At 54.2% G+C, this 26,338-nt stretch carries 20 protein-coding genes and 1 pseudogene; 4 read left to right on the forward strand and 17 right to left on the reverse strand.

The window, feature by feature from the left end; genetic code table 11:
- Positions 1–57: 57 nt before the first annotated feature.
- Positions 58–2,457: an autotransporter family protein gene (locus VF709_RS10710; RefSeq protein ID WP_223232812.1), complete on the forward strand. Its 2,400-nt coding sequence runs from the start codon at positions 58–60 to the stop codon at positions 2,455–2,457.
- A 47-nt stretch (positions 2,458–2,504) separates the two neighbouring features.
- Here VF709_RS10710 and VF709_RS10715 read toward each other — a convergent pair whose 3' ends face one another.
- The 10 genes and pseudogenes from VF709_RS10715 to VF709_RS10760 all read right to left on the reverse strand — a co-directional run bounded on the left by VF709_RS10715 (position 2,505) and on the right by VF709_RS10760 (position 14,784).
- On the reverse strand, positions 2,505–2,738 hold the full coding sequence (locus VF709_RS10715) for a YgdI/YgdR family lipoprotein (RefSeq protein WP_013095533.1): 234 nt from the start codon (positions 2,736–2,738) through the stop codon (positions 2,505–2,507).
- A 139-nt stretch (positions 2,739–2,877) separates the two neighbouring features.
- Positions 2,878–6,102 (reverse strand): carbamoyl-phosphate synthase large subunit, encoded by a 3,225-nt coding sequence (gene carB, locus VF709_RS10720; RefSeq protein ID WP_013095532.1) that lies wholly within the window; start codon positions 6,100–6,102, stop codon positions 2,878–2,880.
- An 18-nt stretch (positions 6,103–6,120) separates the two neighbouring features.
- Positions 6,121–7,269 (reverse strand): glutamine-hydrolyzing carbamoyl-phosphate synthase small subunit, encoded by a 1,149-nt coding sequence (carA, locus tag VF709_RS10725; RefSeq protein WP_023620045.1) that lies wholly within the window; start codon positions 7,267–7,269, stop codon positions 6,121–6,123.
- Between the two features lie 454 nt (positions 7,270–7,723).
- Positions 7,724–8,545 carry a 4-hydroxy-tetrahydrodipicolinate reductase gene (dapB, locus tag VF709_RS10730; RefSeq protein WP_149896538.1) on the reverse strand — a complete coding sequence of 274 codons (822 nt, stop codon included), beginning with the start codon at positions 8,543–8,545 and terminating at the stop codon, positions 7,724–7,726.
- Positions 8,546–8,750: 205 nt separating this feature from the next.
- Complete coding sequence (gene ispH, locus VF709_RS10735) at positions 8,751–9,701, reverse strand: 4-hydroxy-3-methylbut-2-enyl diphosphate reductase (protein ID WP_028015471.1); 951 nt, start codon at positions 9,699–9,701, stop codon at positions 8,751–8,753.
- 1 nt (position 9,702) lies between these two features.
- A complete protein-coding gene (gene fkpB / locus VF709_RS10740; RefSeq protein WP_013095528.1) occupies positions 9,703–10,152 on the reverse strand; it encodes an FKBP-type peptidyl-prolyl cis-trans isomerase in 450 nt (149 codons plus the stop codon).
- 117 nt (positions 10,153–10,269) lie between these two features.
- Positions 10,270–10,770, reverse strand: a complete 501-nt coding sequence (gene lspA / locus VF709_RS10745) for a signal peptidase II (RefSeq protein ID WP_013095527.1) — start codon at positions 10,768–10,770, stop codon at positions 10,270–10,272.
- Positions 10,770–13,586 carry an isoleucine--tRNA ligase gene (gene ileS / locus VF709_RS10750; protein ID WP_029882680.1) on the reverse strand — a complete coding sequence of 939 codons (2,817 nt, stop codon included), beginning with the start codon at positions 13,584–13,586 and terminating at the stop codon, positions 10,770–10,772. Before ileS ends, lspA begins: the two co-directional genes overlap by 1 nt.
- A gap of 45 nt (positions 13,587–13,631) precedes the next feature.
- Positions 13,632–14,558, reverse strand: a complete 927-nt coding sequence (ribF, locus tag VF709_RS10755; RefSeq protein WP_020688470.1) for a bifunctional riboflavin kinase/FAD synthetase — start codon at positions 14,556–14,558, stop codon at positions 13,632–13,634.
- 7 nt (positions 14,559–14,565) lie between these two features.
- Positions 14,566–14,784, reverse strand: a pseudogene (locus tag VF709_RS10760) (DUF2575 domain-containing protein).
- Positions 14,785–14,885: 101 nt separating this feature from the next.
- On the opposite strand from VF709_RS10760, the gene rpsT reads away from it, so the two are divergent.
- Complete coding sequence (gene rpsT / locus VF709_RS10765) at positions 14,886–15,149, forward strand: 30S ribosomal protein S20 (RefSeq protein ID WP_003856458.1); 264 nt, start codon at positions 14,886–14,888, stop codon at positions 15,147–15,149.
- A gap of 57 nt (positions 15,150–15,206) precedes the next feature.
- On the opposite strand, the gene nhaR is transcribed toward rpsT, so the two are convergent.
- The 4 genes from nhaR to dnaK form a co-directional block, all read right to left on the reverse strand.
- Complete coding sequence (gene nhaR, locus VF709_RS10770) at positions 15,207–16,106, reverse strand: transcriptional activator NhaR (protein ID WP_020688469.1); 900 nt, start codon at positions 16,104–16,106, stop codon at positions 15,207–15,209.
- 56 nt (positions 16,107–16,162) lie between these two features.
- Positions 16,163–17,338 carry a Na+/H+ antiporter NhaA gene (gene nhaA / locus VF709_RS10775; protein ID WP_029882679.1) on the reverse strand — a complete coding sequence of 392 codons (1,176 nt, stop codon included), beginning with the start codon at positions 17,336–17,338 and terminating at the stop codon, positions 16,163–16,165.
- 173 nt (positions 17,339–17,511) lie between these two features.
- A complete protein-coding gene (gene dnaJ / locus VF709_RS10780) occupies positions 17,512–18,657 on the reverse strand; it encodes a molecular chaperone DnaJ (RefSeq protein WP_014830600.1) in 1,146 nt (381 codons plus the stop codon).
- A gap of 87 nt (positions 18,658–18,744) precedes the next feature.
- Entirely contained in the window at positions 18,745–20,658 is a 1,914-nt protein-coding gene (dnaK, locus tag VF709_RS10785) for a molecular chaperone DnaK (RefSeq protein WP_013095521.1), read from the reverse strand.
- A 297-nt stretch (positions 20,659–20,955) separates the two neighbouring features.
- Here dnaK and satP point away from each other — a divergent pair, with 297 nt between their 5' ends.
- Positions 20,956–21,522, forward strand: coding sequence for an acetate uptake transporter (satP, locus tag VF709_RS10790; protein WP_013095518.1), 567 nt, complete (start codon positions 20,956–20,958; stop codon positions 21,520–21,522).
- Here satP and VF709_RS10795 read toward each other — a convergent pair.
- The 3 genes from VF709_RS10795 to tal all read right to left on the reverse strand — a co-directional run bounded on the left by VF709_RS10795 (position 21,499) and on the right by tal (position 24,595).
- On the reverse strand, positions 21,499–22,821 hold the full coding sequence (locus VF709_RS10795) for an MFS transporter (protein WP_440231546.1): 1,323 nt from the start codon (positions 22,819–22,821) through the stop codon (positions 21,499–21,501). The two genes, satP and VF709_RS10795, sit on opposite strands and share 24 nt — an antisense overlap.
- A gap of 122 nt (positions 22,822–22,943) precedes the next feature.
- Positions 22,944–23,531, reverse strand: a complete 588-nt coding sequence (gene mog / locus VF709_RS10800; protein WP_013095516.1) for a molybdopterin adenylyltransferase — start codon at positions 23,529–23,531, stop codon at positions 22,944–22,946.
- A 110-nt stretch (positions 23,532–23,641) separates the two neighbouring features.
- Positions 23,642–24,595, reverse strand: a complete 954-nt coding sequence (gene tal / locus VF709_RS10805) for a transaldolase (protein ID WP_013095515.1) — start codon at positions 24,593–24,595, stop codon at positions 23,642–23,644.
- A 262-nt stretch (positions 24,596–24,857) separates the two neighbouring features.
- Here tal and VF709_RS10810 point away from each other — a divergent pair, with 262 nt between their 5' ends.
- Positions 24,858–26,288, forward strand: a complete 1,431-nt coding sequence (locus VF709_RS10810) for an alanine/glycine:cation symporter family protein (RefSeq protein ID WP_029882677.1) — start codon at positions 24,858–24,860, stop codon at positions 26,286–26,288.
- The last annotated feature ends 50 nt before the right edge of the window (positions 26,289–26,338 follow it).

A 26,338-nucleotide genomic window follows, 5' to 3' on the forward strand; every position in this document is an offset into this window, starting at 1 on the left:
TCATCTGCTATCAATATCACTAATACCGAATCAGGATTGATTAAAGGCAAAACGGGTTTGAGCGCCGAGACAGGGTTAGGCATCAACAATGATGGCAAAATCACGGGTATTGACGGTGATGGTATTGCTTTAAGTAGTGGCAATACAAAAGTCTTAAATAGTGGTGTTATTGAAGGCACGCAGAACGGTATTTATGTCTCAGGTAACGCTAAAGTTGATATTACGAATAGCGGTTCGCTCGGGGGTGGAAATGCGGCAGTATTTTTTGCCAGCGATAAAAATAACACCCTGGTGCTTAATACTGGCTCATCATTATCAGGTGACGTTATTTCGACAGTCTCGAAAGGTAACACCCTGACCCTGGTAGGCACCGGTACAGAAGACAGCAATTTTATCGGACTGAACGAAGGCGATGGTTTCGCCTCTGTCAAAATGAACGGTGAAGACTGGACGCTGACGGGTAACGTCGACATTATTGGTGCAGGTGATTCACTGCAGGTGAATAGCGGCAACCTGACCCTGGCGGGTACCGTTTCCAATGCTGGCAATACGCTGGTGGCGAATGAAGCCACGCTCCAGCTGGGCAATGGCGAAGGTATGGCAAGTCTCAGCGGCGGCCTAACCAACAATGGTACGGTTATCTTTAACCAGGGAGGCAATTTTACGTTTTCTACCGACATGACCGGCAGCGGAAACGTAGAGAAAGTTGATGCGAATACGCTGACGCTTACCGGCAACAACAGCTATACCGGCGATACGACCCTGCGAAACGGCACAGTGCTGGTAGCGGCAGGCGCAACGTTAGGTGTTGAAAACAGCAATGCCACTCTCACCGTGCAGAACGGGGCGAAGTTTGCCACCGCAGGAACCGTCTACAACAACATCACTATTCTCAGCGGCGGTACGCTGGCAGCGTGGAATGCAATTGAGGGTAATGCAACCCTCAGAAACGCCGGCATTGATACCATTAACGGCAACGTGACCAACAGCGGCACGCTTTTGCTCAGTGCTGCCGACCACAGCGTGGGTAATGACTTTACCATCAATGGCGACTATACCGGCGCAGAAGGTAGCCAGATTGTGTTAAACAGCGAGCTAGGTACTGACACGGCACCTACCGATCATCTCACAATAACCGGCAGCAGTTTTGGCCAGTCCGGCGTGACCGTCAGCAACATGGGTGGACTTGGCGCACAGACCGTGAACGGCATGGAGATTGTCAGCGTCGCCGGCAGCTCTGAAGCACAGCTGACGCTGGCCAAACCGGTTGTGGCAGGCGCATACGAATACTCTCTTTACCAGCATAGTGACGGGAACTGGTACCTGGAATCGAAGGCCACGCCACCTGTCGATCCGACAGATGATACCGATGACGGAGATAATACCGACAACGGTGGCAATACCGACGATGGCGGTAACAATGACAATGGCAGCAATACCGACGATGGCGGCAACAGCGGCGGCAATGATAACGGCGACGGTGGTGATAATACCGATAACGGCGGCGGCAATACCCCAGCACCAGAAGTGATGGCACCTGAAGTGGGCGCGTATTTAGGCAACTATCTGGCGGCTCAGAGTATGTTCCTGCACAAACGTGACGATCGCGATCAGCTCACTTTCCGTAACGAAGACGATCTGAATACCTGGATGTATGTTAAAGGTCGTTACCATGAAAATGATGCAGGCGGCGATAAAGTCAGCTACGACACCACGACCACCGTTCTGCAAGTCGGCAGCGATTTCCTCAGCAAGCCAATGGACAGCGGTATCCTGCGTGCCGGTGGCATGTTTGGTGCAGGCCAGGCGAAGACCCACTCAGATGCGAAACACAACGTGCGTGACGCACAGGGTAAAGTCGATGGCTTCAACGTTGGGCTCTACGCCACCTGGCAGGAAGATCAGAAATTACGCCTGGGAAGCTACATTGATACCTGGGCCGCCTACAGCTGGTACAACAACAAAGTGACCAGCAACCGCAACGATGAGGATTACAACAGCGAAGGTTTTGCCGCGTCTGTTGAAGTCGGCCATGCGTGGGTTATCCCATCTGAAAACGAGCGTACCTGGAAGATCGAGCCTCAGGCGCAGGTGATCTACAGCTATCTTGATCAGGAAAATCATACAGATCGTGATGGCGTCCGGGTGACGACTCTGGATAACGACAGCGTCTTCGGTCGTCTGGGTGTGAAATCCAGCTATTTCCAGCAAAAGGACGTCACGGCCTGGCAGCCATACGTTGCGGTGAACTGGCTGAAGGGTGCAGGTCAAAACGATCTGGCCTTCAACGACGAAACCGTAAGTAATGATACGCCGGAGGATCGTGGTCAGGTAGAGCTGGGTATTACCGGCAATCTTAACGAGACCACGACGATTTCACTTCGCGCCAGCGGCGAATGGGGTGAAAAAAACTATGCCGCTTACGGCGGTCATATTTTGTTAAACCACCGCTGGTAATCCATCCGCATCAAGCAAAAAAGCAGTGGCAGATGCCACTGCTTTTTTTAATTATCCAGTTCACCCATGGATTTAACCTGGTCACGGTTAATCTGCTCGGTTTGACCAGTTTCCGCGTTTTTATACGACACCAGACCGGTATCGTCATCCACCTGCGGTTTGCCGTCCGTAATGATGGTGCGGCCATCGGTGGTTTTTACCGCCTGATTAGACGAACACCCCGCTACGGTGAACATTGCAGTGGCAGCCAGAACGGAAGCGATCAGTAGTTTATTTTGCATGGTGTTTTCCCCTGCTCTCAGTTGAATTTCATTATCGACCTAACCATTTTAGGCTAACTGACTGAATGCGGATGGAAAACCAGAAGGTTCTGAAGAGGGGAAGAATGCCCGGTAGCCGAACGGTACCGGGCAATTTGTCTTACTTGTTAATCTGGGCGTGCATTTCCTGGACCGAAATCACCTTCTCGGTGGCATCCGCGTTCAGCGCCATGGCTGTTGCGAAACCGCCGTTCAGGGTGGTGTCGTAATGCACTTTGTACTGCAGCGCGCTGCGGCGAATCAGCTTGGAGTCTTCAATCGCCTGGCGGCCCGCAGTGGTGTTGATGATATAGGTGTATTCGCCATTCTTGATGCGATCCTGAATGTGCGGACGACCTTCATGCACTTTGTTCACCAGACGCGGGTTGATTCCCGCTTCACCCAGCACAATCGCCGTACCGTGGGTTGCATCCAGCTCGAAGCCCTGTTTCAGCAGCTTGGCAGCCAGGTCAACCACGCGCTCTTTATCGCCTTCGCGAACAGAGAGCAGCGCACGGCCAGATTTCTTCATGGTGGAGTTGCTGCCCAGTTGCGCTTTAGCAAACGCTTCTGCAAAGGTGCGGCCCACGCCCATCACTTCCCCGGTAGAGCGCATCTCTGGCCCTAACAGCGGGTCAACGCCCGGGAATTTGTTGAACGGCAGCACCACCTCTTTCACCGAGTAGTACGGCGGGATAATCTCTTTTGTGACGCCCTGCTGTGCCAGCGTCTGGCCAGCCATCACGCGCGCCGCCACTTTTGCCAGCGGAATACCGGTCGCTTTAGAGACGAACGGTACGGTACGTGCCGCACGCGGGTTCACTTCAATCAGGTAGACTTCGTTGTCTTTCACGGCGAACTGGACGTTCATCAGACCACGAACCTGCAGTTCGAAGGCCAGTTTCTGCACCTGCTGACGCATCACGTCCTGAATTTCCTGGCTCAGGGTGTACGCTGGCAGAGAACAGGCGGAGTCGCCTGAGTGCACGCCCGCCTGCTCGATGTGCTCCATGATGCCGCCAATCAGCACCATTTCACCGTCGCAGATAGCATCCACATCCACTTCAACCGCATCGTCGAGGAAGCGATCCAGCAGCACCGGCGCATCGTTGGACACGCTAACTGCCGTCTGGAAGTAACGACGCAGGTCAGCTTCGTCGTAGACGATTTCCATCGCGCGGCCGCCCAGCACGTAAGAAGGACGCACCACCAGCGGGTAGCCAATCTCTTTCGCCTTCTCAACCGCTTGTTCAATCGCAGTCACGGTGGCGTTTGCCGGCTGTTTCAGCTTCAGACGGTCAACCGCCTGCTGGAAACGCTCGCGGTCTTCTGCACGGTCAATGGCATCCGGGCTGGTACCGATAACCGGCACACCTGCGGCTTCGAGCGCGCGCGCCAGTTTCAGCGGCGTCTGGCCGCCGTACTGCACGATCACGCCTTTTGGCTTCTCGATGCGCACGATTTCCAGCACGTCTTCCAGAGTTACCGGTTCGAAGTAGAGACGGTCAGAGGTGTCATAGTCGGTAGAGACCGTTTCCGGGTTACAGTTGACCATGATGGTCTCGTAACCGTCTTCGCGCAGCGCCAGAGAGGCGTGTACGCAGCAGTAGTCAAACTCGATGCCCTGGCCGATACGGTTTGGGCCACCGCCCAGTACCATGATTTTGTCGCGGTCAACGGACGGATTCGCTTCACACTCGTCTTCATACGTGGAGTACATGTAAGCCGTATCGGTCGCGAACTCTGCCGCACAGGTATCAACACGCTTGTAGACCGGGTGCAGGTCATACTGGTCGCGCAGCTTGCGGATTTCCGCTTCACGCACGCCGGCCAGTTTTGCCAGACGCGCGTCGGCAAAGCCTTTGCGTTTCAGCATGCGCAGGAAGTCAGCGTCCAGGCCATTGATGCCCAGCTCCGCCACTTTCTCTTCCAGACGCACCAGCTCTTCAATTTGCACCAGGAACCAGCGGTCGATGTTGGTCAGGTTGAACACGCCGTCCACGGACAAGCCTGCGCGGAAGGCGTCGGCGATATACCAGATACGCTCTGCGCCCGCGTCTTTCAGCTCGCGGCGGATTTTGGTCAGTGCTTCCGGGTCGTCCAGGCTCACTTTCGGATCGAAGCCGGTCGCGCCCACTTCGAGGCCGCGCAGCGCTTTCTGTAGGGATTCCTGCTGCGTGCGGCCAATCGCCATCACTTCACCCACAGATTTCATCTGGGTGGTCAGACGGTCGTTCGCGCCAGCGAATTTCTCGAAGTTGAAGCGTGGAATTTTGGTCACAACGTAGTCGATAGACGGTTCGAAGGACGCAGGCGTGCGGCCCCCGGTGATGTCGTTCATCAGCTCGTCAAGGGTGTAACCGACCGCCAGTTTCGCCGCCACCTTCGCAATCGGGAAGCCGGTCGCTTTAGAGGCCAGCGCGGAGGAGCGGGACACGCGCGGGTTCATTTCGATAACAATCAGACGGCCGGTTTTCGGGTTCACCGAGAACTGCACGTTAGAACCACCGGTTTCGACGCCGATTTCACGCAGTACCGCCATCGAGGCGTTACGCATGATTTGGTACTCTTTGTCGGTCAGCGTTTGCGCTGGCGCAACGGTAATGGAGTCGCCGGTGTGGATACCCATCGCATCGAAGTTTTCGATGGAGCAGACGATGATGCAGTTGTCGTTTTTATCACGCACCACTTCCATCTCGTACTCTTTCCAGCCAATCAGCGATTCATCAATCAGCAGCTCTTTGGTTGGGGAGAGATCCAGGCCGCGCTCGCAAATCTCTTCAAACTCTTCGCGGTTGTAGGCGATACCGCCGCCGGTGCCGCCCATGGTGAAGGAAGGACGGATAATGCACGGATAACCCACTTCAGCCGCAACGGCCAGCGCCTCTTCCATGTTGTGAGCGATACCGGAACGCGCGGTGTCGAGGCCGATTTTTTTCATCGCCACGTCGAAGCGACGACGGTCTTCTGCTTTATCAATCGCATCGGCGGTCGCACCAATCATGGTCACGCCGAACTCTTCCAGCACGCCCTGACGCTCCAGCTCCAGCGCGCAGTTCAGTGCAGTCTGGCCACCCATGGTCGGCAGAACTGCATCCGGACGCTCTTTCTCGATGATTTTACGTACCACTTCCCAGTGAATCGGCTCGATGTAGGTTGCATCCGCCATTTCCGGGTCGGTCATGATGGTCGCCGGGTTAGAGTTCACCAGGATGACGCGGTAACCCTCTTCGCGCAAGGCTTTACACGCCTGTGCACCGGAGTAGTCAAATTCACAGGCCTGACCGATAACAATCGGGCCAGCGCCAAGGATCAGGATGCTTTTTATGTCTGTACGTTTTGGCATGGTCTTCTCGGCTCCTGATTATTTAGCGGTCTTACGGTATTGCTCGATAAGTTCGATGAAGTGATCGAACAGCGGTGCGGCATCGTGCGGCCCCGGGCTGGCTTCCGGGTGTCCCTGGAAGCTGAACGCTGGCTTATCGGTACGATGGATCCCCTGCAGGGTGCCATCGAACAGGGATTTGTGCGTCACGCGCAGATTAGCCGGCATTGACGCTTCGTCTACTGCGAAGCCGTGGTTCTGTGCCGTAATCATCACCGTGTTGTTGTCGATGTCTTTCACCGGGTGGTTACCACCGTGGTGACCGAACTTCATCTTAATGGTGTTCGCCCCGCTCGCCAGCGCCAGCAGCTGATGGCCGAGGCAGATGCCGAATACCGGAATATCGGTTTCGAGGAAGGACTTGATGGCATCGATAGCGTAATCGCACGGTGCCGGGTCGCCAGGACCGTTAGAGAGGAAGATGCCATCCGGGTTCATCTTCAGTACGTCTTCGGCAGAGGTTTTCGCCGGCACCACCGTCAGACGGCAGCCGCGATCAACCAGCATGCGCAGGATATTGCGCTTGGCGCCGAAATCGTAGGCGACCACGTGGAACGGCAGCTCGCTCTCTTTTTTCGCTTCCGGCAGGTCATCTGACAGCGTCCAGCTACCTTGCGTCCAGCTGTATGCTTCAGTGGTCGTCACTTCTTTCGCCAGGTCCATGCCATTCAGGCCCGGGAAGGCTTTCGCTTTTTCCAGCGCCAGCGCCGCATCGAGGTTGTCCCCTGCGATGATGCAGCCGTTCTGTGCACCCTTCTCGCGCAGCAGACGCGTTAACTTACGGGTATCGATATCGGCAATCGCCACAATGTTATGGCGCTTCAGGTAGGAAGAGAGGTCTTCGGTATTGCGGAAGTTGCTGGCAATCAGCGGCAGGTCGCGAATGACCAGGCCTTGCGCATGTACCTGAGAAGATTCTTCGTCAGCAGCATTGGTGCCGACATTGCCGATATGAGGATAAGTAAGAGTAACGATTTGGCGAGAATAGGAAGGATCAGTGAGGATTTCTTGATAACCGGTCATTGAAGTATTGAAAACGACTTCCCCAACCGCCGAACCCGTTGCCCCTATGGCCCGACCGATAAACTGGGTTCCGTCTTCCAGAACCAATAGCGCTGACTTAATCAAAACACCCTCCAGAGAATATTCACTCACTTTATTTGCATATTAATTCACAACCATGTCATAAATCAATGCAAATGTGTTGCCAGCGGATTTTTGGCAAACGGCGGCATTCTGGAGATTTGCCAGGTAAAAGTCAACTCAAAACGGATATTTTAATTATCCTTTTGCAAGCCTGGCGGCCTGAAAAGATGTTAAGCGGCAAAAAGATCAGGTAAATCACGACAGAAAACGCTTGCGTGGCAAGTTTATTGGAATTTCTGGTACGCAGATAATAAAAAGTGGACCAAACGGTCAAAATTTACATACCAGCAACACAAAATGGCGGGATAGCATCTACTTTTAGTCAAAAAAGACAAAAATAAACATGGAATGGACAAAATAAAAGGGCAATAAATTATTGCCCTATGCAATCAAAAAGTTACGACTGCAATAACCACATCACGATGGGTAATATCTCTTACAAATTGTTGAGATCTAGCACATCACGCATATCAAAAAGACCATTTTCTTTGCCTTTCAGCCACAAAGCGGAGCGAACGGCACCATTCGCAAATGTCATGCGGCTGGATGCTTTATGCGTGATCTCTACACGTTCTCCAATATCGGCGAACATCGCAGTATGTTCCCCGACGATGTCACCCGCTCGCACGGTTGCGAAACCAATCGTTCCCGGAACGCGTTCGCCCGTATGGCCTTCGCGGGTATATACCGCGCAGTCTTTTAAATCTTTATCCAGTGCATGCGCAATCGCTTCGCCCATTGCCAGCGCCGTGCCGGAGGGAGCATCGACTTTGTAACGGTGGTGAGCTTCGACAATCTCAATGTCGGTATAATTGCCCATCACTTTTGCGGCCTTCTCCAGCAGCTTAAGCATAACGTTGACGCCCACGCTAAAGTTAGCAGCGAAGACAATAGCAATCTCATGTGACGCATCCTGAATGGCTTGTTTACCGGCTTCATCAAACCCGGTGGTGCCAATCACCATGCCTTTGCCGTGCTGACGGCAAAATGCCAGATGGGTCAGTGTGCCTTCTGGCCGGGTGAAATCGATAAACACATCAAAATCATCTTTCACCGCATCAAGGCTGCTTTGAACGGTAACGCCCGTCTTGCCCGCGCCTGCCAGTTCACCGGCATCGGCCCCAAGAAGCGATGAACCTTCACGTTCCAGTGCTGCGCCCAGCGCTACGCCATCCATCTGAAGTGCCGCCTGAATGAGCTGGCGACCCATACGTCCACCCGCGCCCGCAATAGCGACACGGATCTGTGCATCATGCATAGTTATTCTCTTACGTTAAAATGATGTAAACCGTTTTCAGATTAACCAGCCTTTGTCAGGGCTGCCAACTGAAAACACCGATAATTAGAATTTAACGTGAAACGGACTCAAATATCAGTAAAAGACATGATTTTGTCGTCACGATAAAGTAGCAGATAAAAAAAAGGCCAGCACAGGAGGTGCTGGCCTTTCATCAGAAGAAGGATTATTCCACTTCGCGTGCATCAATACGCAGCTCTTTCGGGACTTCGAAGACGATGTTCTCTTCGCGGCCTTCCAGCGGAACGGCTTCACCACCACCCAGTTCCTGCAGACGGGCGATCACGTTCTGCACCAGGATATCCGGTGCGGAAGCCCCTGCGGTGACACCGACACAGGCCGCGTTTTTCACCCACGCTTCCTGAATGTCCGTCGCGTCGTCAATCAGAAACGCCGCCTTGCCCATGCGCTGCGCCAGTTCGGCCAGACGGTTGGAGTTAGAGGAGTTTTTCGAGCCGACCACCAGCACCACGTCCGCCTGCTCAGCCAACGCACGCACTGCTTCCTGGCGGTTAGTGGTTGCGTAGCAGATATCATCTTTACGCGGCCCGACGATTTTCGGAAAACGCTGGCGCAATGCGTCAATCACATCCGACGTATCATCAACTGAAAGCGTGGTCTGCGTCATGAACGACAGACGGGCTTCGTTTTTTACGTTCAGCGTCAGAACATCTTCCGGCGACTCCACCAGATACATCCCCCCTTCCGGGTTGCTGTACTGGCCCATAGTGCCTTCGACTTCCGGATGACCGGCGTGACCAATCAGGATCGACTCTTCACCGCGACGGCTGGCGCGCGCCACTTCCATATGCACTTTGGTTACCAACGGACAGGTGGCGTCGAACACTGTCAAATCACGGCTTTTCGCTTCGTTACGTACCGCTTGGGAGACACCGTGTGCGGAGAAAATCAGGATCGCGCCGTCCGGCACTTCGCTGATCTGCTCAATGAAGATTGCACCGCGTTCACGCAGGCTGTCGACCACGTAACGGTTATGTACAACTTCGTGACGCACGTAAATCGGCGCGCCGTAAATCTCCAGCGCGTTTTCAACAATGCTGATAGCGCGGTCTACACCGGCGCAGAAGCCGCGCGGGTTAGCCAACAGGATCTGCATTTCAGGCCTCCAGTACCGGATCGATCTCCAGCACTTCAATATCAAAATGGACGGTGCGCCCGGCAAGAGGATGGTTGAAATCTACGGTGATGGAGTCGCCGTTGATTTCGCGGATCACGCCAGGCATTTCGCTGCCATCCATAGCGGTAAAGAGCATAATCGCCCCGATTTCAGGTTCGCCCGCATCCATAAACTCACGACGAGAGAAGTACTGGATAAGATCCGGGCTTGGCACGCCAAACGCCGCATCCGGCTCCAGCGAAAACGCCTTCTTCTCCCCCTCTTTCAGACCCAGAAGCTGCTGCTCCAGACCTTCAGATAACGACGTATCGCCAAGACGAAACAGGGCTGGTTTGCCGTTATTGCGGGTGGATTCGGCCGTTGAGCCGTCATCCAGTTTCAGCGTGAAGTGAACGAGAACCGCGCTATTGCTTTGTACGGATTTAGACATGCAAATTGCTCGCTTGTTTTGGGTCACCTGTTGCCCGGTGGCGCTGCGCTTACCGGGCCTACGGGAGGCCACAAATTCTGTAGGCCGGGTAAGCGCAGCGCCACCCGGCATTTACAATTAAGCCTGCTCTTTCGCGGCGGGTTTCGGCAAGAAACCTTCCAGCACGATTAACGCCGCACCGATACAAATTGCGCTATCAGCGAGGTTAAAGGTCGCAAAGTGCCAGTCGCCGACGTAGAAGTCGATCATATCGACCACAAAGCCATGCCACAGGCGATCGAACAGGTTACCTAACGCGCCGCCAATGATCAGCGCATAGGCGATGTTGTTCAGCTTTTGCGTCGCTTTCGAACGGTACATCAACACCGCCAGCACCACACAGATACCGATAGCAATACCCGCAAAGAACCAGCGCTGCCAGCCACCGCTGTCAGCAAGGAAGCTAAACGCTGCGCCATAGTTACGCGCATAGTGCAGGTTAAGCGACGGGAACAGCGGAACCGTATCCCCCAGAGCAAAGTTCTGGAGGATCAGGAACTTGCTGCCCAGATCAATAATCAGCACCACCACAACCAGCCACAGCCAGCGCAGTCCTGTTGAACAGAGAGTTTTACTCATCAGGCAAACTTACGTTTTTCGCCGTCACCGGCGACGTTGCTTACACAGCGTCCGCAGATGTCTGCGTGTTCCGCCACCTGGCCGACATCGGTGGTGTAGTGCCAGCAGCGCGGGCACTTCTCACCTTCGGCTTTGCTCAGTGCGACTTTCAGTCCTTTAAGCAGTTCGCTCTGCTGAGCATCAGCAGAAGCGTCGGCATAATCCGCAACTTTCGCACCGGAGGTCAACAGGACAAATCGTAATTCATCGCCCAGCGCCGTCAGTTTGGCCGCCAGCTCAGGTTCTGCGTACAGGGTCACTGCCGCTTCCAGAGAACCACCGACTTTCTTGTCAGCACGCGCCTGTTCGATGACCTTGTTCACTTCGCCACGCACTTTCAGCAGCTCGTCCCAGAAGGCGTCGTTCATCGCTTCGGTACTGGAGAGATCGAACAGACCTTCGTACCACTCGCCGGTGAAGACATACTTCTCACGCTCACCTGGCAGGTAGCCCCAGATTTCATCCGCGGTGAAGGACATAATTGGCGCCATCCAGCGCACCAGTGCTTCTGCGATGTGATACAGCGCAGTCTGGCAGCTACGACGCGCCACGCTGTCCGCTTTCGCGGTGTACTGGCGGTCTTTGATGATGTCGAGGTAGAACGAGCCCATCTCGATGGAGCAGAAGCGCATCAGGCGCTGCACCACTTCATGGAAATCGTAAGACTCGTATGCCTTAACGATATCTTCCTGCGCCGCTTTCGCACAGCCTACCGCCCAGCGATCCAGCACCACCATCTCTTCCGGTTTCACCATGTCTTTTGCCGGATCGAAACCATTCAGGTTCGCCAGCAGGAAGCGCGCGGTGTTACGGATACGACGATAGCTGTCGGCAGCACGTTTCAGGATCTCATCTGATACCGCCATTTCGCCGGTATAGTCAGTAGATGCCACCCACAGACGCAGAATGTCTGCGCCCAGTTTGTTCATCACGTCCTGCGGAGAAACGGTATTACCGATAGATTTGGACATCTTACGGCCCTGACCATCAACGGTGAAACCGTGGGTCAGAACCTGACGGTAAGGTGCTTTACCTTTCATGGCGGTGGAGATCATCAGGGATGACATGAACCAGCCACGGTGTTGGTCAGAACCTTCCAGATACATATCAGCCGCGTGACCGGCAAACTCAGGGCGCACGTCAACCACGGAGGCGTGAGTAGACCCGGAGTCGAACCACACGTCCAGGGTATCTGGCACTTTTTCGTAGTTGTCCGCGTCAGCGCCCAGGATATCGCGGGCATCGAGATCCCACCACGCCTGAATGCCATCAACTTCAACACGCTTCGCCACTTCTTCCATCAGTTCCAGCGTGTTCGGGTGCAGTTCGTGCGTCTCTTTATGCACGAACAGCGACATCGGCACGCCCCAGGTACGCTGACGGGAGATACACCAGTCAGGACGGTTAGCCACCATGGATTCAATACGTGCCTGGCCCCAGTCCGGGATCCACTGCACGCCTTTGATCTCTTTCAGAGACTGCTCGCGCAGGCCTTTCTGATCCATGCTGACGAACCACTGTGGGGTCGCACGGAAGATGATCGGCGTCTTGTGACGCCAGCAGCACGGGTAGCTGTGCTGCATTTTCTCAACGTGCAACAGCGCGCCGCGCTCACGCAGCATCTCCACAATGATGTCGTTCGCTTTGAAGACGTTGATACCGTCCAGCGATGGATACGTACCAGGCAGGTATGAGCCGTCCGGACCAACCGGGTTCGCGATTTCCAGACCGTATTTCAGGCTGATGTTGTAGTCGTCAGGACCGTGACCACCGGCGGTATGTACTGCACCGGTACCGGCTTCCAGCGTCACGTGGTCGCCCAGGATCGCCGGAACGTCGAAGTCCAGGAACGGGTGTTTGAAGCGCATCAGCTCCAGCGCGTCGCCCTTCACGGTGCCCAGGACGGTGTAGTCGGTGATGTTCGCGCGTTTCAGCACGCTTTCCACCAGATCTTTCGCCAGGATCAGCGCCTGACCGTCAATCTGAACCAGTGCATATTCGAACTCACCGGAGAGGGAGATTGCACGGTTAGCAGGCAGCGTCCATGGGGTGGTGGTCCAGATAACCAGCGAGATCGGGCCGCTTACGCCCGGCAGGCCGAATTTACCTTTGATCGCATCCTGATCGACCGCTTCGAAGGCCACGTCGATTGAAGGCGAGGTTTTGTCGTAATACTCAACTTCTGCTTCTGCCAGCGCAGAACGGCAGTCCACGCACCAGTGCACCGGCTTCGCGCCTTTGTGCAGGTGGCCATTGCCGATGATTTTACCCAGCGCACGGATGATGTTGGCTTCGGTTTTGAAGTCCATGGTCAGGTACGGATGCGACCAGTCGCCCAGCACGCCCAGACGAATAAAGTCTGCACGCTGGCCGTCAACCTGAGTGGCCGCGTATTCACGGCATTTCGCACGGAATTCTGCCGCAGTGAATTTCTCACCCGGCTTACCAAATTCCTGCTCAACTTTCAGTTCAATCGGCAGACCGTGGCAGTCCCAACCCGGAACGTAAGGCGAGTCATATCCCGCGAGTCCTTTGGACTTCACGATAATGTCTTTCAGAATCTTGTTTACAGAGTGACCAATATGAATGCTGCCATTCGCATATGGAGGGCCATCATGCAGAATGAAGGTTTTTTTGCCTTTCTTGGCTGCACGAATGATGCCGTACAGGTCATCATCGGTCCAACGCGCCAGCATTCCCGGTTCGCGCTTGGCGAGATCGCCGCGCATCGGGAACCCTGTTTCCGGCAAATTCAGGGTTGATTTATAGTCACTCATCAGATTCTCGGTTCCGTATTTATCACGTAGGCATTTAAGCCGGGTTCAAAGCCCAAAAAACTCGCGGGCCGTTAATTCATCTCGCGCGATTTGCGCTTTTAGTTCATCCAGCGAGGCAAATCGCTGCTCATTGCGTATTTTTTTACGCAGTATGACATCTATATGGCGACCGTAGAGGTCCATTACAACGTCCAGCAGATGCACTTCCAGCTGCTGTCGCACACCGGCGACCGTAGGACGTGTGCCAATATTGGCGACACCGTAAAAAGGTTTCTCGCCCAGTCCAGCCACTTCCACCGCATATACCCCTTTAACCGGGGAGACCTGACGACGCAGCGGTATATTCGCCGTCGGGAAACCTATCGTACGCCCCAGCGCATCGCCATGAACCACACGACCAGAAATGGTAAACGGATGCCCCAGCAAATTCTCTGCGGTCTCCAGTTCATCATTGGCCAGCGCCTGACGAACCGCCGTACTGCTGACGCGCACGCCACCTTCGCAAAAGGTCATCGCGCTGGTGACGTCAAAACCATATTCCAGGCCAGCCTTCTGTAATAGCAAGAAATCGCCCTGACGACCAGCGCCAAAGCGGAAATCATCACCCACGGCGAGAAACTGCACGCCAAGGCGCTTGACCAACAGGTCGCTGACGAAATTTTGTGCTGTCAGCGCGGCAAAACGACGATCAAAACGGACACACAATACGTAGTCCACACCGGACTGTGCCAGATAGCGCAACTTCTCGCGCAGGCGAGTAAGTCGGGCAGGCGATTTATCGCCCGCGAACAGTTCCAGCGGCTGCGGCTCGAAAATCATCACTACCACGGGCAGGCCACGTGCCTCCCCTTCTTTACGCAATCCCTGCAACAGCGCCTGATGCCCACGATGCACGCCGTCGAAATTACCAATGGTCAGCACGCACCCGTGGGGGGCTTTGCTGAGATTATGTATGCCGCGTATCAGCTTCATGTCTGGCTCAAAACAGTGAAAATCGCCAAAGTATACCTTGTACAGCGATTAAGGTTAACCGACGATTGTCTGCACAAAACAGAAAGCCGTAATGATTTCATCATGCTGACCTTTCACAGCAAAAAAATCTGCCCGGGAACTGCGATTTTTATGCCGAAAAGCTGTATTCACGAAAGACAAGCTGGTAGAATCCTGCGCCATCACTACGTAACGTAGCGTCGCTAATTAACGGCGCTTATTTGCACAAATCCATTGACAAAAGAAGGCAAAGAGGGCATATTCCTCGGCCTTTGAATTGTCCACATAGATCATATTTGGGAGTTGGACTTGGCTAATATCAAATCAGCTAAGAAACGTGCCGTTCAGTCTGAAAAGGCTCGTAAGCACAACGCAAGCCGTCGCTCTATGATGCGTACTTTCATCAAGAAAGTATACGCAGCAATCGAAGCTGGCGACAAAGCTGCAGCGCAGAACGCATTTAACGAAATGCAACCAATCGTGGATCGTCAGGCTGCTAAAGGTCTGATCCACAAAAACAAAGCAGCGCGTCATAAAGCAAACCTGACCGCGCAGATCAACAAACTGGCTTAATCGCCGCTTGTTGTTGCTTGTTTAAAGAACCCGCTTAACGCGGGTTTTTTTATACCTTCAGTTTGCTGGCGGGGTAAACAGCGCCGAGTAGTCGCGGTTACAGATACGCTGCACCGCCGGGTGTTGAATCATCCTTTCGGCGAAGATGGCGTGGTACTCCTCCATGACGTTATCGACTCTGCCAATCTCGGTAATCTTGTTATCTGAATAGAGATCGTGCATGTACAGCGTCGGCGCAACAAAGATTGCGTTGTGCGCCTCACCAAACGCTTTCATCAGTGCTGCATCATCGAACTCACCCAGGATCTCCACGTTCAGCCCCTGAGAGTTAAACCAGTTCTGCAGCTTACGCCCCAGCATGGAGCGCCTTCCCGGCACCAGCAAGCGGCGTTCTTCCAGACAGGCAGGGAACGGTTTTTCCGGAGGCGGGTTGATGCACCAGAAGCTTACCCCGCATTCACCAATCTTGACCGAAAACAGCCCCTCCTGCTGCGTGGAGTCGATGGGGCAATCCGAGATAATCATATCCAGCTTATGCTGGCTCAACTGCTCCAGCAGCATTTCGTGTGTGGATTCAAAACAGCGCAAATGGATCTGCTCGTCTTCAACCACCGCCGCATCCAGCACGCCGCTCACCAGCCGTTTCGAGAGGGCATCCGCCACGCCCACGTCAAACAGCAAATTAGACTCTTTGCGGTAGTTGACGATATCCAGCATCTCCTGGCTCAGGGTAAACATCTTGTCCGCATAGCGAAAAACCAGTTCACCCAACTCGCTTGGCTCTATGCCACGTCCTTTACGCTTGAACAGCTTGCCTTGCAGGCGTTCTTCCAGAGCCTTGATTTGCCCGGTGATAGTTTGTGGCGTCAGAAAAAGAGCTTCTGCCGCCCCGACCACCGAGCCTTGTTTGTAAACATGCCAGAAGTAATACAGATGGTTGTAATTCAAATGAGACATCGCGTCTTCTCTCCCTGAGTGTATCGGGAGAAGAATGACCTCCTCCCGGTTTTCCGTTATGCCTGGACGACCTGCCCGGACAACTTCACCTTCAATAAGGTATAACCAATAACTGCGGCCAGTAATGAACCGATAAGAATGGCGAGTTTTGCCCAGATAATCAGCTCAGGCGCGTTTGCACCAAACGCCAGCGTCGAGATAAAGATCGACATGGTAAATCCGATACCGCACAGCACGCCGACCGCCATAATCTGACCAAATGTTGTGCCGTTCGGCAACGATGCCAGCTTAAGCTTCAGCGCCAGCCAGCAGAACAGGCTGATCCCCAGCGGTTTACCAATAAACAGCCCGGCAATAATACCCAGCGGCAGCACGGAAGTGAGCCCCTCCAGCGTAACCCCTCCCAAGGAAACGCCCGCGTTGGCAAACGCAAACAGCGGCAGGATCATAAAGGCGACCCACGGGTGCAGCACATGCTCCAGTTGTTTGGCGGGTGATTTACCCTCCTGCGGCTTAAGCGGCACAAAGAAGCCGACGATCACCCCGGCCAGCGTGGCATGGACACCCGATTTCAGCACCGCCGTCCACAACACCATCCCCACAAGGATGTAAATTCCAATGCGACGGACATTGAAAATGTTCAACAGCGCCAGGACAGCAATCGCCCCTGCTGCCACGCTCAGCGACAGAATCGACAGATCGCTGGTGTAGAACAGCGCGATAATGACGATAGCCCCCAGGTCATCAATGATCGCCAGCGCCATCAGGAAGATTTTCAGTGCAACCGGAACCCGGCTCCCGAGCAACGCTAAAACGCCAAGCGCAAACGCGATATCCGTTGCCGCCGGGATCGCCCACCCGTCACGCGCAACAGGATCCTGCCAGGCAAACGCGAGGAAGAGCAGCGCCGGAACGACCATCCCGCCAATGGCGGCGATCACCGGAAATGCTGCGCGCTGGCGGCTGGCTAACGAGCCCATCACCAGCTCACGTTTCACCTCAAGCCCCACCAGCAGGAAGAACACCGCCATCAGCGCATCGTTGATCCACAGCAGCATGTTCTTGTTAATTTCCAGCGCGCCGACCTTAAGCTCGACGGGCGTTTCCAGAAATGCGTGATAGAGATCGCGCGTCATGCCCATGTTGGCGAGCAGCATCGCGGCCGCAGCAGCAATAATCAGGATCACGCCGCCGGATGCTTCACTGCTAAAGAAACGGTGTAGTAATTTCACGTTAATTCTCTCTTTTACAACAATACCTCGATAAAACCATAATATCAGCGCAAACAAATCGGTAAAAACAGATCAATATTGAATATATACTCAGTTTAACCGAGCTTTCGAACAAGAAACAAAAAACCCGGAATCGCTTCCGGGTTTTTAAAGGATAGTTACCAGCTAACGATTTAGCGGGTCAAATCATCGAAGAATTTTTTGACGCCATCGAAGAAGCTTTTGGAGCGTGGGCTGTTTTTCTCACCCGTCGGGCCGCCAAAGCTTTCCTGCAGCTCTTTTAACAGCTGCTTCTGCTTGTCGTTCAGGCCAACCGGGGTTTCAACCACCACGCGGCACAGCAGGTCGCCCTGCGCACCACCGCGAACGGATTTCACGCCTTTACCGCGCATGCGGAACAGCTTACCGGTCTGCGTTTCGCCTGGGATTTTCAGGTTCACGCGCCCATCCAGTGTAGGCACTTCAATTTCGCCACCGAGCGCTGCCATAGCAAAGTTGATCGGGACTTCACAGTAGAGGTTGTTGCCTTCACGCTCAAAGATAGCGTGCTGTTTCACCTGCACCTGAACGTACAGATCGCCTGCTGGTGCGCCGTGCTCACCTGCTTCGCCTTCACCTGCCAGACGGATGCGGTCACCCGTATCTACGCCAGCCGGGATTTTAACGGACAGGGTTTTGGTTTTCTCAACGCGACCGTGGCCGTGGCATTTGGTGCATGGATCTTTAATCAGCGTCCCACGACCATGACAGTGCGGACACGCCTGCTGGACGGCGAAGAAGCCCTGACGCATCTGCACCTGACCGGAACCGTGACAGGTTGGACAGGTTTGTGGCTGCGTACCCGCTTTCGCACCGCTGCCATGGCAAACGTCACACTCTTCCAGCGTCGGGATACGGATCTCTTTGGTGACACCGCGAACGGCCTCTTCCAGCGTCAGCTCCATGTTGTAGCGCAGATCCGCACCACGCGCTGCGCGTTGACGACCGCGGCCACCACCGAAGATATCGCCGAAAACATCGCCAAAGATATCGCTGAAATCAGCGCCGCCGCCAAAGCCGCCGCCACCGAATCCACCGCCACCCATGCCGCCCTGTTCAAAGGCTGCGTGACCGTACTGGTCATAGGCCGCACGTTTTTGTGCATCGGTCAGGACTTCGTAGGCTTCTTTGATCTCTTTAAATTTAGCTTCAGCCTCTTTGTCACCCTGGTTGCGATCCGGGTGGAATTTCATGGCCAGGCGCTTATACGCCTTTTTGATTTCACGCTCTTCCGCAGTTTTCGGAACGCCTAAAATCTCGTAATAGTCTTGCTTTGCCATTGGTTTTTTTAAGCCCCTTAACATGCGAGCACGGGCGTGGAGAGTTCTCCTACGCCCGTGCCGATTAATTACCCTGCATCAGGGCGATTATTTTTTGTCTTTAACTTCTTCGAACTCAGCGTCGACAACGTCGTCGTCTTTCGCGTTGTTCGCTGAAGCGTCAGCGCCTGCCTGCTGCTGGGCATGCTGCTGCTGAGCGATTTCCATCAGCTTCTGAGAAGCCTGTGCCAGCTCCTGCATCTTCGCTTCGATATCCGCTTTGTCTTCGCCTTTCAGAGACGTTTCCAGCGCGCTCAGTGCAGCTTCGATAGCAGTTTTGTCTTCCGCTGGCAGTTTATCGCCTGCTTCTTCAACCTGCTTACGAGTGCTGTGCAGCAGATGGTCACCCTGGTTACGGGTCTGAACCAGTTCTTCGAACTTACGGTCAGATTCCGCGTTGGCTTCCGCTTCACGAACCATTTTCTGGATCTCTTCCTCGTTCAGACCGGAAGAGGCCTTAATGGTGATCTTCTGCTCTTTACCGCTGTTTTTGTCTTTCGCGGAAACGTGCAGAATACCGTCAGCATCGATATCGAAGGTCACTTCGATCTGCGGCATGCCGCGTGGTGCCGGGTTAATACCATCCAGGTTGAACTGACCCAGAGATTTGTTATCAGACGCACGCTTACGCTCACCCTGCAGCACATGGATGGTTACCGCAGACTGGTTATCTTCAGCGGTAGAGAACACCTGGCTGTGCTTGGTTGGGATGGTGGTGTTTTTGCTGATCAGCGCCGTCATTACGCCACCCATGGTCTCGATACCCAGAGACAGTGGGGTAACGTCCAGCAGCAGAACGTCTTTAACATCACCGGTCAGCACGCCGCCCTGAACCGCAGCACCAATTGCCACTGCTTCATCCGGGTTAACGTCTTTACGTGGTTCTTTACCAAAGAATTCAGCCACTTTCTTCTGAACCATCGGCATACGGGTCTGGCCACCAACGAGGATAACGTCGTTGATATCAGACACGGACAGGCCAGCATCCTGCAGTGCAACTTTCAGTGGCTCGATAGAACGGTTCACCAGGTCTTCTACCAGGCTTTCCAGTTTCGCACGGGTCACTTTGATGTTCATGTGCTTAGGACCGGTCGCGTCTGCAGTAATGTACGGCAGGTTCACGTCGGTCTGCTGAGCGGAAGAGAGTTCGATCTTCGCTTTCTCAGCGGCTTCTTTCAGGCGCTGCATAGCCAGCGGGTCGTTACGCAGGTCAATGCCCTGATCTTTCTTAAATTCGTCAACGAGATAGTTGATCAGACGGGTATCGAAGTCTTCACCACCCAGGTGCGTATCACCGTTGGTTGCCAGAACTTCGAAGGTTTTTTCGCCGTCTACTTCGTCGATTTCGATAATAGAGATATCGAAGGTACCACCACCCAGGTCGTAAACCGCGATAGTACGGTTGCCAACTTCTTTATCCAGACCGTAAGCCAGAGCAGCAGCGGTTGGTTCGTTGATGATACGTTTTACTTCCAGACCTGCGATACGGCCAGCATCTTTAGTTGCCTGACGCTGAGCATCGTTGAAGTACGCAGGAACGGTGATAACTGCTTCAGTTACCGGCTCACCCAGGTAATCTTCTGCGGTTTTCTTCATTTTTTTCAGCACTTCAGCAGAGATCTGAGGTGGTGCTGTTTTGGTGCCTTTCACATCAAGCCATGCATCGCCGTTATCTGCTGCGATGATTTTGTAAGGCATGATAGAAACGTCACGCTGAACTTCTTCGTCCTGGAAGCGGCGGCCAATCAGGCGTTTAATCGCAAACAGGGTGTTTTGCGGGTTCGTCACTGCCTGACGTTTAGCCGGCTGACCAACCAGAGTTTCACCATCCTGGGTATAGGCAATGATAGAAGGCGTGGTGCGATCGCCCTCGGCGTTCTCCAGCACACGTGCAGTAGTGCCATCCATAATCGCTACACAAGAGTTGGTAGTACCCAGGTCGATACCAATAATTTTACCCATCTAAACGTCTCCACTAAAAATTCAGTCAACATGTGGTTGTGTACCTGTAATAAGGGCAGAACGTGCTTTTTCAACTGCCCAGATTTGATTTTTTTCAGGTCCACACACTGCGGTTGCTTACAAGATGGGGTCGCAACGTCATCCATCAAGGGGGGAAGGATAAAAAAAATTTTAATTTCACCCTGACGAGATCATAGACGGCATCGTTTGCGCCCATTATGATGCCGCGCCCCTTCAGGGAGTACTGTCGCGGGTTTAACCATTTCACCATATTAATGATGATTTTTTTGAGGACTTATGGGCAACACTAAGTTGGCTAATCCGGCTCCGCTGGGCCTGATGGGTTTTGGCATGACCACCATTCTGCTGAACCTGCACAACATCGGGATGTTCCCGATGGATGGCATTATCCTGGCGATGGGCATTTTTTACGGCGGTATCGCGCAAATCTTCGCGGGCCTGCTGGAATATAAGAAAGGCAATACCTTCGGCTTAACCGCCTTTACCTCTTACGGTTCCTTCTGGCTGACCCTGGTCGCCATTCTGCTGATGCCTAAAATGGGCCTGGCAGAGGCGGCAAACGCCCATTTCCTGGGCGTTTACCTGGGCCTGTGGGGTGTCTTCACCCTGTTCATGTTCTTCGGCACCCTCAAGGGTAACCGCGCACTGCAGTTTGTCTTCCTGAGCCTGACCGTGCTGTTCGCCCTGCTGGCGATTGGTCATCTGGTGGACAACGAAGGCATCGTTCACGTTGCAGGCTGGATTGGTCTGGTTTGCGGCGCAAGCGCTATCTACCTGGCAATGGGTGAAGTGCTGAACGAGCAGTTTGACCGCACCATTTTACCGATTGGTGAAAAACACTGATCCCTCTGTCGTGTCCGCCTCGCGGGCACGACATTCTCCCATCTGGCGAAGCCAAATCCCCAACACCAGCCCCATCAGCGACAACGCCAGCACATACCAGGCAGGTGCCAGCGGTGACACGCCCATCAATACCGTAACCGCAATCGGCGTCAGTCCACCGAAGATGGCATATGAAACATTGTATGAGAATGAGATGCCGGTGAAGCGGACTTCTGGCGGGAAGGCCCGAACCATCACATAAGGCACCGCCCCCACCACGCCAACGCACAGCCCTACCACGCCGTATAAAAGGAACAGCTGTTCAGGATGACTCCCGGCCAGATGGTAAAACGCCCAGCTTGAGCCCGCCAGTAACAGGCTGCCAACGATAAAGGTTACGCTGGCACCGAAACGATCCGCAGCCAGCCCGGCGGCCAGGCAGCCGAAGCAGAGCATAACCGTGGCGATACTGTTCGCCTGTAAGGTCACCGCCGGGGCAAAGCCGTACTGCTTTTGCAGCCAGACCGGCGACATCAAAATCACCACCACAATGCCTGCCGAGAGCAACCAGGTAAGCAGCATCGACACCACCACCGCTTTTTTATGACGCACCACGACGGTTTTAACGGGCAACTCTTGTGCCAGCGCTTTGCGCTGCTGCATTTCGAGGAAAATCGGGGTCTCCTGGAGCCAACGGCGCAGGTACATCGCCACCAGGCCAAACGCCCCGCCCAGCAGGAACGGCAGACGCCAGCCCCAGTCGTGTACGGCCTGTTGCGTCATGCTGGTATTCACAATTGTCGCGACGACGGAACCGAGCAAAATCCCCACCGTTAGCCCCGCGGTTAAGGTTCCGCAGGCGATACCAATGCGGCGCGCCGGAACATGCTCCGCGACAAACACCCACGCTCCCGGCACTTCACCGCCGATGGCCGCCCCCTGAAGAATACGCATCAGCAGCAACAATAACGGGGCGAGAATGCCCATCGAGGCGTAGGTTGGCAGCAGACCAATGGCCAACGTCGGCACGGCCATCAGCAGGATACTGAGGGTAAACATCTTTTTGCGCCCGACAAGATCGCCAAAGTGCGCCATCACAATCCCACCAAGAGGACGCGCCAGATACCCGGCAGCAAAAATACCGAAGGTTTGCACCTGACGCAGCCATTCCGGGATATCCGCCGGGAAGAACAACTCCCCCACCACAGCGGCAAAGAAAACAAAGATGATGAAATCGTAAAACTCCAGCGCGCCGCCCAGTGCCGCGAGCGTGAGCGTTTTGTAGTCCTGTCGATTCAGAGGTCGGGTGTTATGTGACATAGCGAACCATTTAGCGTGTGTTGTGGAATTATTATTACAGCTATCGTAAAGAAAAAATTACTATACCGTAAAACTTTTAGCACACCACAGCAGCTTCAGCTAATGTCACATAATGATTATTTTCAGGAGATTGTTTCGCGGCGTGCGCTTTTAGGACGAAATGCTGCTACTACTTTGTCGTCGGTTTCGACATACGGCCCGTCCAGTAGCTGTATACAATACGGTACACTTGCAAAGATCCCATGGACGATCACGCTGCCGTCATCCGCTTTTAACCCTTCCAGCGTCTCTTTGATCGACTTAGGCTGGCCCGGCAGATTCAGGATCAGCGCCTGCTTGCGAATCACCCCCACCTGACGGGAGAGGATCGCCGTTGGAACAAAGTGCAGGCTAATCTGGCGCATCTGTTCACCGAAGCCCGGCATTTCACGGTCAGCTATAGCAAGCGTAGCATCTGGTGTCACATCACGACGTGCAGGACCGGTTCCGCCGGTGGTCAGCACCAGGTGGCAGCTCATCTCATCCACCAGCTCACACAACGTCTGCTCGATGATCGGCTGTTCGTCCGGGATCAGGCGGGTCTGGATTTCAAACGGGGTGGTCAGCGCGCTACCCAGCCACTCTTCAAGAGCAGGGATGCCTTTATCCTGATAAACACCGCTTGAGGCGCGGTCAGAAATCGACACTAAGCCGATGCGTAAGGTATTCATATCCATTCCATTCAAAAAGTACTGATTAAAGGGAATGATACACGCAGAGGGGAATTTCAGACAGAGTACGAAAGAAGTCGCGTGACCGGGAGCCCGGTCACGCAGAATGATTACAGCAGATCGCCGATCATTTTTTCCAGTTTTTCCTGGTCAATAGCAAACTTACGGATACCGTCAGCCAGTTTGTCTACCGCCATTGGATCCTGGTTGTGCTGCCACAGGAACTCGGATTCAGTGATACGCTCTGGACGCGCTTTCACTTCACCGGTGTAAGACAGTTTACGCTCGATGGTACCTTCGCTCTCAGCCAGCTCTTTCAGCAGCGCTGGTGCGATGGTCAGGCGGTCACAGCCAGCCAGTTCGATGATTTCGCCGACGTTACGGAAGCTTGCGCCCATAACAACGGTCTCATAACCGTGCTGTTTGTAGTATTCGTAGATTTCAGTCACGGAAATCACGCCTGGATCTTCAGACGCGGCGTACTCTTTCTTGTCGGTATTGGCTTTGTACCAGTCCAGAATACGACCCACGAACGGAGAAATCAGGTATACGCCCGCTTCCGCACATGCACGCGCCTGCGCGAAGGAGAACAGCAGCGTCAGGTTACAGTTGATACCGTCTTTTTCCAGCTGTTCAGCAGCGCGGATACCCTGCCAGGTAGAAGCCAGTTTGATCAGGATACGGTCATTGCTGATACCCGCATCGTTATACATTTTGATCAGACGTTTGGCTTTCGCGATAGACGCTTCTGTGTCGTAGGAGAGACGCGCATCCACTTCGGTAGAGATGCGGCCAGGAACCAGTTTAAGGATCTCCAGACCGATGTTCACTGCCAGTTTATCAGTGGCATCCACAACCTGCTGCGCGCGGTCGTTGCTCTGTGCTTTCGCCCAGGTCACGGCGTCGTCAATCAGTTTGCGATACTCAGGGATCTGCGCGGCGTTAAGGATCAGAGAAGGGTTAGTTGTGGCATCCTGCGGCTGGTACAGCTTCATTGCCGCGATATCTCCGGTGTCAGCTACGACAGTGGTGAACTGACGAAGGGAGGTCAATTTATCCGTCATGATAGTGTTTCTCTTTTAACGTGCCCTGGATAATTCACGCTACCGACAGCATGCCTGCAGCGGAAAAATGACAGGTTTACTTGTTAGGGGGATGTAACCGGTCTGCCCTGATGATAACACGACAGAGGGGTAGCGCAACCGCAGACAGTGCGCTTAGCCAATGTATGATAAACTCGGAATATTAAGAGGCAGCTACGTAACAGTACGCCCAATATGTGGTAGCGCTTACATCCTTACCCTGGCATCAACATGAGGGACGTTAATGCCTGATTTCTTTTTCTTTATTAACGAAGTGCTCTGGGGTTCGATAATGATATACCTGCTTCTGGCAGCAGGTATATGGTTTACGTTACGCAGCGGTTTTATCCAGTTTCGTTATATCCGCAAATTTGGCAGAAGTCTGAAAAACAGCGTCACGCCACAACCCGGTGGATTAACCTCGTTCCAGGCGCTGTGCACCAGCCTTGCGGCACGGCTTGGCAGCGGTAACCTGGCGGGGGTCGCGCTGGCTATCAGCGCCGGTGGGCCGGGGGCGGTTTTCTGGATGTGGGTGACGGCAATTATCGGCATGGCAACGTCCTTTGCCGAATGCTCTCTCGCCCAGCTCTATAAAGAAAAAGATCATCATGGCCAGTTTCGCGGTGGCCCTGCCTGGTACATGGCGCGCGGCTTAGGAATGCGCTGGATGGGCGTGCTGTTCTCACTTTTCTTACTCGTCGCCTATGGCCTGATTTTCAACACCGTCCAGGCAAATTCTGTCGCCCATGCCCTGCGCTATGCCTTCGCCTGTCCGGAATGGCTCACCGGCGCGGGGTTAGCCCTCTGCATACTGCTGACCATCTCTACCGGTCTTAAGGGTACAGCCCGCCTGATGCAGTGGCTGGTTCCCATTATGGCCTTGCTCTGGGTTGCGGCCAGCCTGCTGGTCGCTGCGTTGCATATCGACCAGGTGCCGGATGTGATTGCGACCATTTTCAGCAGCGCCTTTGGCTGGCGTGAAGCGGCTTCGGGTGCGCTGGGCTATACCTTTAGCCAGGCGCTGATGGCGGGTTTTCAGCGCGGTATGTTCTCTAACGAAGCCGGAATGGGGTCTACCCCCAATGCCGCGGCGGCGGCCGCTTCCTGGCCCCCTCACCCGGCCGCGCAAGGCATTGTGCAGATGATTGGAGTCTTCACGGACACGATTATTATCTGCTCCTCCAGCGCCATGATCTTGCTGCTGGCAGGCCCAATCTCCCACTCAACGGAAGCCGGCGGGATACAGCTTCTTCAGCAGGCGCTGGTGAACCTTACCGGTGGCTGGGGAGCGGGATTTGTTTCGCTCATTCTGCTGTTGTTCGCCTTCAGCTCAATGGTCGTCAATTACCTTTACGCCGAGAACAACCTCATTTTCCTGAAGCTCAACTCTCGCCCCATGCTCAACCTGTTGCGCCTGGGCATGTTGCTGATGGTCATCGTGGGTTCTCTGCTTAGCATGCCGGTGGTCTGGCAACTGGCGGACGTGATTATGGCGCTGATGGCGATCACCAACCTGACGGCGATTTTGCTGCTCTCGCCCGTAGTCACCCTCATCGCCCGGGACTACCTTCGCCAGCGCAAGCTGGGGGTTCCGCCGGTGTTTGACGCCTCGCGCTATCCCGAAATCAAATCGCAGATTGCGCCCGGCACGTGGGATGATTTGCCGCGGCAATAACAGCTATCGATCAATTCAGGGCGATTTTTTGCTAAAGTCGCCTTAAATTT

It is taken from the genome of Enterobacter sp. Lyrl_3 (assembly GCF_051948675.1).
Lineage (GTDB): Bacteria > Pseudomonadota > Gammaproteobacteria > Enterobacterales > Enterobacteriaceae > Enterobacter > Enterobacter cloacae.